The 13,264-nt window shown below is 55.9% G+C and carries 10 protein-coding genes; 6 read left to right on the top strand and 4 right to left on the bottom strand.

Annotation, left to right across the window (positions count from 1 at the left end):
* Window positions 1-123: 123 nt before the first annotated feature.
* Complete coding sequence (locus CTZ24_RS10435) at window positions 124-1,797, top strand: methyl-accepting chemotaxis protein (protein WP_021183167.1); 1,674 nt, start codon at window positions 124-126, stop codon at window positions 1,795-1,797.
* Here CTZ24_RS10435 and CTZ24_RS10430 read toward each other — a convergent pair.
* Entirely contained in the window at window positions 1,755-2,636 is an 882-nt protein-coding gene (locus CTZ24_RS10430) for a LysR substrate-binding domain-containing protein (protein ID WP_208723477.1), read from the bottom strand. The genes CTZ24_RS10435 and CTZ24_RS10430 overlap by 43 nt on opposite strands.
* 129 nt (window positions 2,637-2,765) lie before the next feature.
* Between CTZ24_RS10430 and CTZ24_RS10425 the strand changes: the two genes are divergently transcribed.
* The gene (locus CTZ24_RS10425; RefSeq protein ID WP_021183169.1) at window positions 2,766-3,932 is read left to right on the top strand and encodes a methionine aminotransferase; all 1,167 of its coding nucleotides are present in this window, start codon (window positions 2,766-2,768) and stop codon (window positions 3,930-3,932) included.
* A 15-nt stretch (window positions 3,933-3,947) separates the two neighbouring features.
* Window positions 3,948-4,727, top strand: a complete 780-nt coding sequence (locus CTZ24_RS10420; protein WP_021183170.1) for a transporter substrate-binding domain-containing protein — start codon at window positions 3,948-3,950, stop codon at window positions 4,725-4,727.
* 147 nt (window positions 4,728-4,874) lie between these two features.
* On the opposite strand, the gene pepT is transcribed toward CTZ24_RS10420, so the two are convergent.
* A complete protein-coding gene (gene pepT, locus CTZ24_RS10415) occupies window positions 4,875-6,101 on the bottom strand; it encodes a peptidase T (protein ID WP_208723476.1) in 1,227 nt (408 codons plus the stop codon).
* 131 nt (window positions 6,102-6,232) lie between these two features.
* On the opposite strand from pepT, the gene CTZ24_RS10410 reads away from it, so the two are divergent.
* Window positions 6,233-7,828, top strand: coding sequence for an ABC transporter substrate-binding protein (locus tag CTZ24_RS10410; protein ID WP_208723475.1), 1,596 nt, complete (start codon window positions 6,233-6,235; stop codon window positions 7,826-7,828).
* Between the two features lie 3 nt (window positions 7,829-7,831).
* Here CTZ24_RS10410 and CTZ24_RS10405 read toward each other — a convergent pair whose 3' ends face one another.
* Complete coding sequence (locus CTZ24_RS10405) at window positions 7,832-8,758, bottom strand: LysR family transcriptional regulator (RefSeq protein ID WP_208723474.1); 927 nt, start codon at window positions 8,756-8,758, stop codon at window positions 7,832-7,834.
* A 149-nt stretch (window positions 8,759-8,907) separates the two neighbouring features.
* On the opposite strand from CTZ24_RS10405, the gene CTZ24_RS10400 reads away from it, so the two are divergent.
* Window positions 8,908-10,329 (top strand): M20 family metallopeptidase, encoded by a 1,422-nt coding sequence (locus tag CTZ24_RS10400; RefSeq protein WP_208723473.1) that lies wholly within the window; start codon window positions 8,908-8,910, stop codon window positions 10,327-10,329.
* Window positions 10,326-11,600 carry an MFS transporter gene (locus CTZ24_RS10395; RefSeq protein ID WP_208723472.1) on the top strand — a complete coding sequence of 425 codons (1,275 nt, stop codon included), beginning with the start codon at window positions 10,326-10,328 and terminating at the stop codon, window positions 11,598-11,600. Before CTZ24_RS10400 ends, CTZ24_RS10395 begins: the two co-directional genes overlap by 4 nt.
* A gap of 45 nt (window positions 11,601-11,645) precedes the next feature.
* On the opposite strand, the gene aldA is transcribed toward CTZ24_RS10395, so the two are convergent.
* Entirely contained in the window at window positions 11,646-13,082 is a 1,437-nt protein-coding gene (gene aldA / locus CTZ24_RS10390) for an aldehyde dehydrogenase (RefSeq protein WP_208723471.1), read from the bottom strand.
* Window positions 13,083-13,264 lie beyond the last annotated feature (182 nt).

Genomic DNA, 13,264 nt, shown 5'->3' with positions numbered 1-13,264 from the left:
GCCCGAGCGAACCAGCAATTTATTAGCTTACGAAAGCGGTACATTTTCTGAATCTACTGCCGATAAACGCAATATGCCCGATTTTATCGGGCCTCCATTGCGGTTCACATCAAGGGATTTCGTATGGGTATCTTAAAAAATTTTACTATTCGCGCCGTTATGCTGACCATTCTCGGGCTGTTTTGCCTGTTATGGTGTGCCGTCGGCTTATTTAGCGTCCATTCTCTCAATGCTCTGGGTGAGGGTAACGAAGTGGATCGTCAACTGGTGAATCAGATGACGGTGCTCAGTAAAGGTAATGATCAATATTTCCGGGTGGTGACGCGTCTTTCTCGCGTGATGGAAATGCGTGCGGCGGGCACCGAGTTGCCTGCTGATGCGTTTGCTACGGTCCAGCAGGCGCTGGACAGCATGAAGCAGCAGCTCGAACAATTCAAAGCGATGGCACCCGGTCCGATGGATGCCGACACCGCCAATAGCGTGATTGCCAACTGGCAAAAGTTGTTGGATGAGGGGATTGCCCCGCAGGTTTCACTGGCCCAGCAAGGGACGCTGGACGCTTACCGCGCCCAGGCCAATAAAGTGACCCCGGCCCTGAGCCGTGCTTTTGGTGCCAGCGCCGAGAGTTTCAACCAGGCGGCAGGCATCAAGCTGGATGACACACGCGTCACCGTGGACAAACTGACCAATGTCACCAAGGTGATCATTCTGTCAGCGGTGGTGGTGGGACTGCTGATTCTGCTGTTTACTGACCGCTACCTGGTTGCCATGCTGGTGAAACCGTTGGATCGCATCCGCGATCACTTTGCGATTATCGCGCAGGGCGATCTCAGCCAGCCGGTGCAGGAGTTTGGTCGTAACTGTGTCGGTAAACTGGTGCCGTTATTGCGGGCGATGCAGGACAGCCTGCGTGAAGCGGTTAGCGCGATTCGCAGCGGGACAGAAAATATCTATCGCGGCGCGGCAGAAATCTCGGCAGGTAACAACGATCTCTCCTCGCGTACCGAGGAACAGGCTTCCGCCCTGGAGCAGACGGCGGCCAGCATGGAACAGTTAACCGCCACGGTGAAATTCAACGCCGATAACGCGCGTCAGGCCAGTTCACTGGCGGAAACCGCCACCGGCACCGCACAACAGGGTGGCCGTCTGGTGGGTGAAGTGGTCACCACGATGGCTGGCATCTCCGGCAGTTCGAAGAAAATCGCCGAAATCACTAACGTCATCAACAGCATCGCTTTCCAGACCAATATCCTGGCGCTCAACGCCGCGGTAGAAGCGGCGCGTGCCGGTGAACAGGGCCGCGGCTTCGCGGTGGTGGCAAGTGAAGTGCGTAACCTCGCACAACGCAGCGCCAACGCGGCGAAGGAGATTGCGACCCTGATTGAAGATTCGGTGCAGCGTGTCGAAAAAGGCTCGGATCTGGTGAACAGCGCCGGTCATACCATGAACGACATTCTGAAGTCGGTGCAGGATGTGAATGAGATCATGAAGCACATCGCCTCGGCGTCAGAAGAACAAAGCAAAGGCATTTCTCAGGTGGGCACGGCGGTGACGGAGATGGACAGCGTCACCCAGCAGAATGCTTCGTTGGTGGAAGAGGTGTCGGCGGCGGCCAGCGCTCTGGAGCGTCAGACGGAAGAACTTCAGGCATCGGTCGCCAAATTCCGTCTCGCACCCGCGACGGCGGCTATCGCCTCTGCCACGCCACCTGCGGCACCGTTACGTCGCCCGACGTTAAGCGCACCGCCTGCCAATCAGCCTAAATCGGCCAGCGCAGACGAGTGGGTTTCTTTCTGAGGCTGACAAAGCCACGCCACCAGTTCCTCAAGGAACGGTGGCGCATCCCGCTCTGCACGATGGAGCAAGCTGTAACTCGCCCCGGTAGTGACGCAGTGGTCAAACGGGGCGATCAGTCGGCCATTCGCCAGATCGTTCTGGACCAATGACATATCCGCCACCGTTACGCCAAATCCCTGAATCGCCGCGCTGATCGCCAAATCCATAGTGGCAAAGTGTTGATTACGTGCCACGGGGACGCTGACCTGCTGCGCATTCAACCACAACTGCCAGTCACGCGTGTCATTAGTGGGGTGCAGAAAGGTAAAACGCGCTAACCCGGCCACGTTAGCGGGTGGCGTCACGCTGCTGGCCAGCACCGGTGTCAGGCGCTCATCAAACAAGAGGATGGCCTCCGCCGGCGCACTGCCATAGACGATTGCCGCATCAAAATTATCCAGTTGCGAGGCATGGTCGAGGGTGGTGGTGAGCGCCACATGGATCTCCGGCCGTTCCTGCTCCAGCGCCACGAGGCGCGGCACCAGCCAGCGCATCGCGCAGGTTGGGGCTTTCAGCCGAATCGACACATTGCTGCGGCTGGCTTTCTCTGTCGCATTCACCAGCATCGCAAAACCTTGCTGTAACTCCGGCAGCAGGGCTGCGCCTTGCGATGTCAGGTGCAAGCCTCGCGCATGGCGCTCGAATAACGCAAAGCCCAGCCAGCTCTCCAGGGATGCAATTTTGCGGCTCACCGCGCCCTGGGTGATGCATAACTCGTCGGCGGCACGCGTCAGATTGAGGTGACGTGCCGTGACCAGAAAGGCGTGAATGGCGTTGAGTGGCAGAGCGGAGCGGGACATAACAGCCTCAGCTATGATTAAAAGTCATGGCTATTATGACAACAATTCGCTTGTCGACTCAAGTGACAGACCGTTGAATAGAAATCTGATTTCCTTACGTGGTTATGCAATCCTTTAGGCGGAGTTACCATGTCCATCCAATCCAGTGTTCAGACTTCTTCAAAATTACCCGATGTTGGCACCACCATTTTCAGCGTGATTGGGCAGCTTTCGGCACAACACAAAGCCATCAACCTGTCCCAGGGCGCGCCTAACTTCCCGTGCGATCCGCAACTGGTTGAACTGGTCAGCAACGCGATGCGCGAAGGACATAACCAGTATGCGCCGCTTACCGGTTTGCCGGCGTTGAAAGAAGCGCTGGCGCAGAAAGTACACACCCTGTATGGCCAGCAATATGATGTGGGCAGCGAAGTGTTGATCACCGGCAGCGCCAGCCAGGGTATCTACATGGCGATCTCCGCGCTGGTGCATCCGGGCGATGAAGTAATTTTCTTCGAGCCGGCATTCGACAGCTATGCGCCCGTGGTGCGTTTACAGGGTGGTAAGCCGATCGGCCTGAAATTGCAGGTGCCGGATTTTGCCATCAACTGGGACGAACTGCGTGCCACCATCACGCCGCGTACCCGGATGATCATCATCAACACGCCGCACAACCCGAGTGCGCAGGTGTTAACTCCAGCGGATCTGGATCAACTGGCTCAACTGACGCGTAATACCGATATCGTGGTGCTGTCGGATGAAGTCTATGAACACATCGTGTTTGATGGACGTCCCCATTGCGGCATGGCGACACACCCAGAGCTGGCGCAGCGCAGCGTTATCGTCTCGTCATTCGGCAAAACCTTCCACGTTACCGGCTGGCGCGTTGGCTATGCGTTGGCACCGGCCGCGCTGATGACCGAAATCGTCAAAGTGCATCAGTTTATGATGTATGCCGCTGATACGCCGATGCAGGTTGGTTTCGCCCATTACCTGCAACGGCCGGAAAACTATTTGCAGCTGTCACCGTTCTATCAGCAGAAACGCGATCGTCTGATGTCGCTGATGAAGGATTCGCCGTTTAAGCTGCTGCCGTGCGCCGGTTCCTTCTTTGTTTTAGCCAGTTATGGACATTTCAGTGACGAGAGCGACAGTGAAATGGTAAAACGTCTCATCGTCGAACACGGTGTGGCAACCATTCCGTTGTCGGCGTTTTATATGGACGGCACAGACAATAAATTAATCCGTTTGTCGTTTGCCAAAGACGATGCGACATTACAGGCCGGTGCAGAAGCGCTCTGCCGGGTCAAAGGGTAACTCAAGGGTATAACAATGAAAAAATTAAACGCACTTTTTATCGCGCTGGGTATGCTGACCTCTGCTCATGCGTTGGCGCAGGAAACATTACGCTACGGCCTCGAATCACAATATCCGCCGTTTGAAAGCCGTAATGCACAGGGCGAGCTGGAAGGTTTCGATATCGAGCTGGGTAAAGCCATTTGCCAGACCGGCAACTTCAAATGTAGCTGGGTAGAAAGCAGCTTTGACGCGCTGATTCCGGCGTTGCAGGCGAAGAAGTTTGACGCCATCAACTCGGCGATGAACATCACCGAAGCACGCGCGAAAAGCATCGATTTCACCAAACCGATCTACCGTATCCCGACCATGCTGGTGGCAAAAGCGGGCCAGGGCCTGCTGCCGACCGCGGAGTCACTGAAAGGGAAAAACATCGGCGTGTTGCAGGGTTCCATTCAGGAAACCTATGCCAAGAAGCACTGGGAATCACAGGGCGTTACCGTCACCTCTTACCAGGATCAGAACCAGGTTTATAACGACATGGTCGCCGGTCGTCTGGATGGCACGCTGGTGATGTCAGCCGCAGGCCAGTCAGGCTTCCTCGATAAGCCGCAGGGCAAAGGTTTTGCGTTTGCCGGTAAACCGGTGGAAGACGACACCATCCTGGGTTCAGGCATCGGTTTTGGCCTGCGTAAGGGTGATGCCAAACTGAAGCAGGAGCTGGATGCAGCCATCACCAAGGTGCAGGCTGACGGCACGGTTACCAAGCTGGCCGCCAAGTTCTTCCCTGGCATCGACGTTAGCGCCGCGAAATAAAGTTTAAAACCGCGCGATGAATCGCACCGCTACGAAATGGTACAGGGTCGTAGCGGCGCGATTCATCGCGCAATGTTCCGTAGCGGCGCGATTTATCGCGCAATGTTTTGTTCCGTAGCGGCGCGATTCATCGCGCAATGTTTTGCGTTATTTAGCCGCTAAATAACACAACGCTTCCGCCACCTGATATGACTTCACAAACGACGGCACCGGCAAAAACTCAAAGCGAGAATGGAAGTTGTGCGCGCCGGTAAAGAAATTCGGCGTCAGCAATCCACGGGCTGACAATGCGGCACCATCCGTACCCCCACGCATCGGGATCACCTTCGGTTCAATGCCCAATTGCGCCAGCGCGCTAAAAATCAAATCAATCGCGCGGCGGTCTTCACCAATCGCATTGCTGATATTGCTGTAGGTATCATTGATACTCAGGGATACCGTACCGGTGGGATAGCGGGCGGCAATCTCATCGGTTACCTCCACCAACTGCTGTTTCTTCGCATCAAAACCCTTAAGGTCGAAATCGCGGATGGAGGCTTTCAGCACCGCGCGGCTGGCGTTGGCCTGCATATCGTTAAACCAGATATATCCCTCGCGGCCTTCGGTATGCTCCGGTGTCGCCAGACGATCAAAATGGTCAATAAAGTCATGCGCCATCAGCAGCGGATTGACCAGTACGCCTTTGCCAGACATCGGATGTGCCGCCACGCCGGTAAACACAATCTCGGCAGCGGCAGCGTTAAAGTTTTCGAAAACCACCTCACCCAATTCGCAGCAATCGATAGTCCAGGCGAAATCGACGTTAAAACGTTGCTCCAGATCGAGCGCTTTGGCTCCCCGCAAGCCAATCTCCTCATCCGGCACAAACGCGACCCGGATATCACCGTGGTCACCGTGCAGGTTCTCGAGCAACGTCATCACCACCGTGACCGCCGCTTTGTTATCGGCGCCGAGTACGCTGGTGCCGTCGCTAAAGATAATCTCCTGACCGAGGTAAGGGGCAATCTCAGGATGTTCCGCCACGCGCAGCCAGATATCCTGCTGAACGTTCAGACACAGATCTTCCCCCTGAAAAGTTAAGGTTTGTGGATGGATGTCTGGTGATAACCCAACATCGACGGTATCGATATGGGTAATAAAACCGATACGCGGTGCATCGGGACGATTGCCGCGCTTCAGCGCCGTCACCGTGGCATGCTCATCTATGATGATGTCTTCAAGCCCCAACTCGCGCAGTTCTGCGGCCAACAGCTCGGCCATGGCGTGTTGTGATGGCGTGCTCGGCAGCGTGGTGGATTTGGCATCGCTCTGGCTGGAGACCGCCAGGTAACGATAGAAGCGCTGAGTCAGTTGGCGGGCGAGTTGGTCTGTCATCACAATTCCTTATCAGTCTCATTGCGTGGTTGAGGGTTCGCAGCGCGACTAAATCATGTTAATTATTAATCAGATGAACGACTGATATACCGATGCTGGCTCATGGAAGTCAATAAAAAGCGAGAAACAAGATGAAAAATGTGATGGCAAAATTGGCGCTCACCGCGCTGGGTCTGGCGATCGCCAGCAGCGTTTCAGCCAAAACCCTGGTGTACTGTTCCGAAGGCTCACCAGAAAACTTCAACCCACAGCTTTACACGGCAGGTACCAGCGTCGATGCCAGTGCGGTGCCGGTGTTTAACCGGTTAGTCGATTTCACGCCAGGCACCACCGAGTTGGTGCCGAGCCTGGCGCAAAGCTGGGATATCAGCCCGGACGGCACGGTCTATACCTTCCACCTGCGCCAGGGCGTGAAGTTCCACAGCAACAAATTCTTCAAGCCAACGCGAGATTTTAACGCTGATGACGTCATCTTCTCGTTTATGCGGCAGATGGACCCGAACAATCCGTACCATAACGTTTCCGGCGGGGTATATTCCAACTTCAACAGCCTGGAGTTCGCCACGCTGATTAAGAAAATCGATCGGGTTGATGACCACACGGTCCGTTTCACGCTGACGCATGCTGAAGCGCCTTTCCTCGCCGATCTGGCGTGGTATTTTGCCTCCATCCATTCGGCGGAATATGCCGACCAGATGCTGAAAGCCGGGACACCGGAAAAGGTGGATATGGAACCGATTGGCACTGGCCCGTTTGAGCTGGTGCAGTATCAGAAAGACTCCCGCATTCTCTACAAAGCCTTCCCGGAATATTGGCAGGGCAAGGCGAAGCTGGATCGCATCGTATTCTCGATCACGCCGGATGCGTCAGTGCGTTACGCCAAACTGGAGAAAAACGAGTGTCAGATCATACCATTCCCCAATCCGGCTGATCTCGACAAAATGCGCAAAAATCCTGACCTGACCCTGATGCAAAAGTCCGGTCTAAATACCGGCTTCCTCTCCTTCAACACCACCAAAGCACCGCTGGATAACGTGAAAGTGCGCCAGGCGCTGGCGATGGCGATCAACAAACAGGCGATTATCGATGCGGTGTTCCAGGGCACCGGTACGGTGGCAAAAAACATTCTGCCGCCCGGCGTCTGGAGTGCGGATAACAATCTGAAAGATTACGACTACGATCCTGAGAAGGCGAAAGCCTTACTACAGGAAGCGGGCATCAAACCGGGCACCGAGATCTCGCTGTGGGCGATGCCGGTCCAGCGACCTTACAACCCCAATGCGCGACGAATGGCTGAGATGATTCAGGCTGATTGGGCGAAAGTGGGTATCAAAGCCAATATCGTCAGCTATGAGTGGGGCGAATATCTCAAACGTATCCGCAATGGCGAGCACCAGGCGGCGCTGATGGGCTGGACCACCGCTACCGGCGATCCGGATAACTTCTTCGGCCCGCTGTATAGCTGCACCTCGGCGAAGGACGGTTCGAATTCGGCGAAGTGGTGCTATGCACCGTTTGATAAAATCATCACTGAGGCGCGTGCCGAACAGGATCACAACAAACGCATTGCGCTGTACCTGGAGGCACAGCAAATCATGCATGACCAGATGCCTGCGGTGATGATTGCCCACTCGACCATCTTCGAACCGGTACGCAAATCGGTTACCGGTTATCAGGTGGACCCGTTTGGCAAACACATCCTCTATCCGGTGGATATCCAGCAGTAAATCTCAGGGCTTCCAGCGCTGGCGCAGGGGTTCCTCCAGCGCGTTGAGCTGCTGATGGAGAAAGTCCAGCAACAGATTCAGGGCGGCACTACGGGGCCGCCCTGATTGCGTCTGGAGTTGCAGGGTGCGTTGATTTAACTGGTCGATCCCGACCGAACGCAGGATCAACCCGTGCGTTTCCGCTTCATACAACACGGTAAACGGGCTGCTGATGGTCACGGCCAGCGGAGTGCGCAGCAGGAAGTGATAGAGGGTGGAGAAGTTATCGCAGGTCAGCACCGGTTCTACCACGTTCCCGCTCATATGGCAGGAGAGGTCAAACAGTTGGCGCACCGTGGTGTTTTGCTCTGGCAGTGCCAGCGGGTACTGGCTGAGATCCGCCAGCGAGACCTGATTGCCGTGGGCCAGTGGATGACTGTGATGCATGACCAGTAATACCGGCGCGGGCCAGGAACCAATCACCTCGACACCGCGTTCGGCATGCAGACTAAACTGCAACGCCAGATCACATTCGCCGTTGCGCACCCACTCGGCTACCCCCTGAGTGCTGCCAACTTTCAGGCTGAACAGCACCCCGGGATTGCTGAGGCGAAAATCGGCAAACAAGCGCGGCAACAGGGTGAAGGCCATGCCATCGGTACAGGCAACGCGGATCTGTGTGCGGCGTACCGCCGTTAAGCCCTTAATCTCCGCCAGCGCATACTCCATCTCCAGCATATTTTTACGTACCTGATGCGCAAAAATTTCCCCCGCTTCGGTCAGTACCATGCCGCGCGCGTGGCGCTCAAACAACGGCACGCCAACCTGTGCCTCAAGGCGTTGAATCTGACGGCTGATGGCGGATACCGCCACAAACAGTTGTTCACTGGCAGCACTTAGCGATCCGGCATTCACGACGGCGAGAAAATATCGGATTTCACTGCTTTGCATATTTCTGCTTCCTGGTGGTGCATGCCTCAAAATCGGGCAGCTAAGCTTTGCTTTAAAAGCAAATCTTACTCGATAAATTGATAATTGTGGCAAATCAGCCTTTCCGCAAAGATAAGGATGATGATAAAACCAACAACAGACAGGCAAACATGACAGCACAACAGGCCGTACAACAGGCCAGCGACTATTTTGACAGCGGGGAATTCCAGCAACTGCTGACGCGCCGGGTGGCGCAGGTCACCGAAAGCCAGCGTGCGGATCGTGACCAGCAGCTGCATGATTATTTGCACAAGGAGATTGGCCCACAACTGGTGGCGCTCGGTTTCACGCTGCACTTTATCGACAATCCCGTCACCACAAATCGCCCGTTCCTGGTGGCGGCGCGCATCGAAGATCCGGCGCTGCCAACGCTGTTGAGCTACGGTCACGGCGATGTGGTGTTTGGCGATGATGAAAACTGGCGTGACGGGTTATCGCCGTGGCAACTGAAAGAAGAGGGCGATCGCTGGTATGGTCGCGGTAGCGCAGATAATAAAGGCCAGCACTGCGTCAATCTGGCCGCGCTGGAGCAGGTGTTTCAGGCACGCGGTGGACGCCTCGGTTTTAACTGCAAAATGCTGTTTGAAATGGGGGAAGAGATTAGCTCACCGGGTCTGGCGGAGCTGTGCGAGCAATACGGCGATCTGCTGAAGGCCGATTTGTTTATCGCCTCCGATGGCCCGCGCCTGAATGCGGTGCGTCCGACGTTGTTCCTCGGATCGCGCGGCTGCGTCAATTTCCGCCTGACCATCAACGCACGCGACAATGCGTACCACTCCGGTAACTGGGGTGGCTTACTGACCAATCCGGGAACACAACTGGCAAATGCCATCGCCACGCTGGTCAATGCCCAGGGCGTGTTGCAGGTTGAAGCACTGAAACCGACCTCTCTGACCGACGACGTGCGCGCCATCCTCAGCGATATCGAGGTGGGTGGCATGCCCGGCGATCCGGCGATCGAGGTGAACTGGGGTGAGCCGGGCCTGACACCGACCGAACGCCTGTATGGCTGGAACACGCTGGAAGTGCTGGCGTTTCTCACCGGCAACCCGGCACGTCCTATGAACGCCATTCCCGGCAGCGCGACCGCCGTGTGTCAGTTACGTTTTGTGGTGGGAACAGATTGGGAAAATCTGGCACAGCACATTGAAGCGCATCTGCAAAACCACGGCTTTGACCAGGTGAAGGTCGAGTTTATGCGCGGATCGCCAGCTACCCGTCTCGACCCCACCGATCCGTTGGTGAGCTGGGTGCTGGAGAGCATGGCGCAAACCAGCGGAAAAAAACCGGCGTTGTTACCGAATCTCGGCGGTTCACTGCCCAATGAAGTGTTCTCCGACATCCTCGGCTTGCCGACGCTGTGGGTGCCGCATTCCTATCCGGCCTGCGGTCAGCACGGCGTTAACGAACATATGTTGAAATCCATCGCCCGTGAGGGGCTGCAAATCATGACGCGTCTGTTTTGGGATCTGGGTGAGCAAGGCGCAGACCTGATTGCCCGTCACCAGGCGCATGCCGGAGGTGCCAAATGAGTAGCATCAGTCACAGCGCACCCACCAGCGCGGTTAAACCCAATCTGCATAAAACCCTGTTCGCCACCTGCATCGGCAATGCGCTGGAGTGGTTTGACATTGCGGTGTATGGCTTTTTCGCCAGCTATATCGCCCATGCCTTTTTCCCGACCAGCGATCCCTCGGTATCGCTGCTGCTGACCTTTGGCAGCTTTGGCGTCTCATTCCTGATCCGCCCGCTGGGGGCGATTGTGCTCGGTAACTACGCCGATCGTCATGGCCGTAAAAAGGCGCTGCTGCTGTCGATCAACCTGATGATGCTCGGCGGGGCGATTATCACCTTTATGCCGGGTTATACCTCAATTGGCCTGGCCGCTCCGGTGTTGATTCTGCTGGCGCGTCTGATTCAGGGCTTCTCCGCCGGTGGTGAATTCGGCAGCTCCACCGCGTTTCTGGTGGAACACTTCCCGGAGCGTAAAGCCTTTATCGCCAGTTGGCAGTTTGCTACGCAAGGGGCCAGTACCCTGATGGCATCGGCGTTTGGCCTGGGTCTGACGCAGATTCTGAGCGAAAGCCAGATTCAGGACTGGGGCTGGCGTATTCCGTTTGCCTTTGGCCTGCTGATTGGCCCGCTGGGTATTTACATCCGTCGTCATGTACATGAACCGGCCAGCTTTGCACAGCAGCAGCCGGAAGCAGCACCGCTGAAGCGTCTGTTTGGTCGTCAGAAGGAGCTGATGCTGCTGGCGATTGGTTTGATGGTGATCTCCACCGCCGTTAACTACATGCTCAACTATGTGCCGACCTATGCCACCAAAACGCTGCATCTGCCGGGTTCGGCGGCGTTCAGCGCCACTTTGCTGGCTGGGGTGATCCTGACGGTGGTGACGCCGCTGATGGGGCTGTGGGCCGAGAAGGTCGGTCGGGTACCGCTGATGTGGGGATCGTTGATTCTGCTGCTGGTGACCATCTATCCGGCGTTTACCCTGGTGGTCAATCACACCACACCGCTGACGCTGATGTTGCTGGTGGGCTGGATGGCACTGCTGAAATCAGTTTACTTCTCGACGGTGCCTTCGGTGATGGCCGATCTGTTCCCGATTGGCACCCGTGCCAGTGGCATGGCGATCAGCTATAACATTGCGGTCACGGTGTTTGGCGGTTTTGCACCGTTGATTTGTACCCTGTTGATTAGCGCGACCGGCACCAGTCTGGCACCGAGTTATTATCTGATGGCAGTCGCATTGCTGAGCGGCATTGCGCTGGTCCGTAGTAAACAACGCCTGAGTTAATAGCTTACGTCGCGGCGCGATACGTCGTGCCGCGACGGGTTATTTTTATGCAAACTGCAAATAGGCCACATGGGTTTGCAGATACTCTTCCAGACCGTGGCGACCATCCGCGCCGCCAACCCCGGATTTCCGCCAGCCCGCATGGAAGCCCTGCATCGCTTCAAAATTCTCGCGGTTAATGTAGGTTTCACCGAATTTCAGCTGACGCAGCGCAATCATCGCGGTGTTCAGATTTTGGGTATAAATCGATGAAGTCAGGCCATATTCGCAGTCGTTTGCCAGGCCAATCGCCTCATCCAGCGTTTTAAAGGTCATCACCGGCAGCACCGGACCAAAGATCTCTTCGCGCATGATCTCCATCTCCTGACGCACGTCAGTGATGATGGTCGGCTCAAAATAGAAGCCTTGTTCTCCGACACGCTTTCCACCGAGAATCACTTTCCCGCCTTGCTCCACGGCTTTCGCCACTTTTTGTTCGACACGACCGAGCGCCGCCGCCGTGATCAGGGGTCCCATATCAATATCGGTACGCTCGGCAGGATTCCCGAATTTCACCTGTTTAAAGGCATCCGTCAGGGCGCTGATAAAGCGATCGTAAATACCTTCCTGCACATAAACGCGCTCAGCGCAGTTACACACTTGTCCGGTATTGATGACGCGGGAACTGACAATGGCTTTTACCGCCAGATCGAGGTCGGCATCATCCATTACAATCGCCGGGGCTTTGCCACCCAACTCCAGCGACACTTTGGTCACATTCTTCGCTGCCGCTTCCATGGTGGCGATACCGGCATTCACGCTGCCGGTGAGGCTGACCAGTCCCACTTTCGGGTTAGCTGCCAGCTCCTGACCGACCTCCGGCCCATAGCCGTAAACAACGTTGATCACTCCAGCCGGCAGACCGATATCATGCAGGATCCCGGCGAAAATGGCGGCGTTATTCGGTGTCAGCTCACTCGGTTTAATCACGATGGTATTGCCGGTGACCAGCGCCGGTGCCGCTTTACGCGCAATCAGGAAGAAGGGGAAGTTCCACGGCAGAATGCCTGTAGTCACGCCGATAGCTTTCTTAAACACGAAAATGTTTTCGTTCGGGCGGTCGCTGTTGACGATTTCGCCCTCGTAGCGGCGTGCCCACTCGGCCATATAGTCGAGATAATCCGCGGTGAACAGCACCTCGGTTTGCGCCAGTCCCTGAGTTTTCCCGCCCTCGGCCACGATAGTCGCGGTGAGTTCTGCCTCGTGCTGACGAATACCATTGGCGATTTTGCGCAGCCAGTTACCGCGATCAATTGCCGGTAACGCTTCCCAGCCGGGTTGTGCCGCTTCTGCGGCAGCAATCGCCTGACTGGCGATCTGTCTGGTGCCTTCTGGTACGCGTGACAGCAGCGCTTCGGTGGCCGGGTTAATCACTTCAATCCATTTGTCGTTCTGATTGGCAACAAACTCGCCATTGATGAAATGTTGATGGTGCGTTGTCATCTGTAGGGTCTCCGCGATCGGTTTCGTTAAATTTGTGTGAAATGCAGAGTGAAGCAGATCAAGGTGTAGCACCTTTTTGTCATTGCCAGGGTAAGGGGGCAGATGGCAGCGAAGGGAAGAAACAGATGACAAGCGCAGCATATCTGGCGAAATGCTGCGTATTCAGCAGGTTAGCTGGCAGA

The organism is Pantoea phytobeneficialis (assembly GCF_009728735.1).
Taxonomy (GTDB): Bacteria; Pseudomonadota; Gammaproteobacteria; order Enterobacterales; family Enterobacteriaceae; genus Pantoea; species Pantoea phytobeneficialis.
Note: the sequence above shows the minus strand (reverse complement) of the source record. Positions and strands in the feature narration are given on the sequence as shown.

What these genes read in the sequence shown, in the direction of transcription:
- CTZ24_RS10435 (WP_021183167.1), top strand. Translation starts at nt 124, where the DNA reads ATGGGTATCTTAAAAAATTTTACTATTCGCGCCGTTATGCTGACCATT.
- CTZ24_RS10430 (WP_208723477.1), bottom strand. Translation starts at nt 2,636, where the DNA reads ATGTCCCGCTCCGCTCTGCCACTCAACGCCATTCACGCCTTTCTGGTC.
- CTZ24_RS10425 (WP_021183169.1), top strand. Translation starts at nt 2,766, where the DNA reads ATGTCCATCCAATCCAGTGTTCAGACTTCTTCAAAATTACCCGATGTT.
- CTZ24_RS10420 (WP_021183170.1), top strand. Translation starts at nt 3,948, where the DNA reads ATGAAAAAATTAAACGCACTTTTTATCGCGCTGGGTATGCTGACCTCT.
- pepT (WP_208723476.1), bottom strand. Translation starts at nt 6,101, where the DNA reads ATGACAGACCAACTCGCCCGCCAACTGACTCAGCGCTTCTATCGTTAC.
- CTZ24_RS10410 (WP_208723475.1), top strand. Translation starts at nt 6,233, where the DNA reads ATGAAAAATGTGATGGCAAAATTGGCGCTCACCGCGCTGGGTCTGGCG.
- CTZ24_RS10405 (WP_208723474.1), bottom strand. Translation starts at nt 8,758, where the DNA reads ATGCAAAGCAGTGAAATCCGATATTTTCTCGCCGTCGTGAATGCCGGA.
- CTZ24_RS10400 (WP_208723473.1), top strand. Translation starts at nt 8,908, where the DNA reads ATGACAGCACAACAGGCCGTACAACAGGCCAGCGACTATTTTGACAGC.
- CTZ24_RS10395 (WP_208723472.1), top strand. Translation starts at nt 10,326, where the DNA reads ATGAGTAGCATCAGTCACAGCGCACCCACCAGCGCGGTTAAACCCAAT.
- aldA (WP_208723471.1), bottom strand. Translation starts at nt 13,082, where the DNA reads ATGACAACGCACCATCAACATTTCATCAATGGCGAGTTTGTTGCCAAT.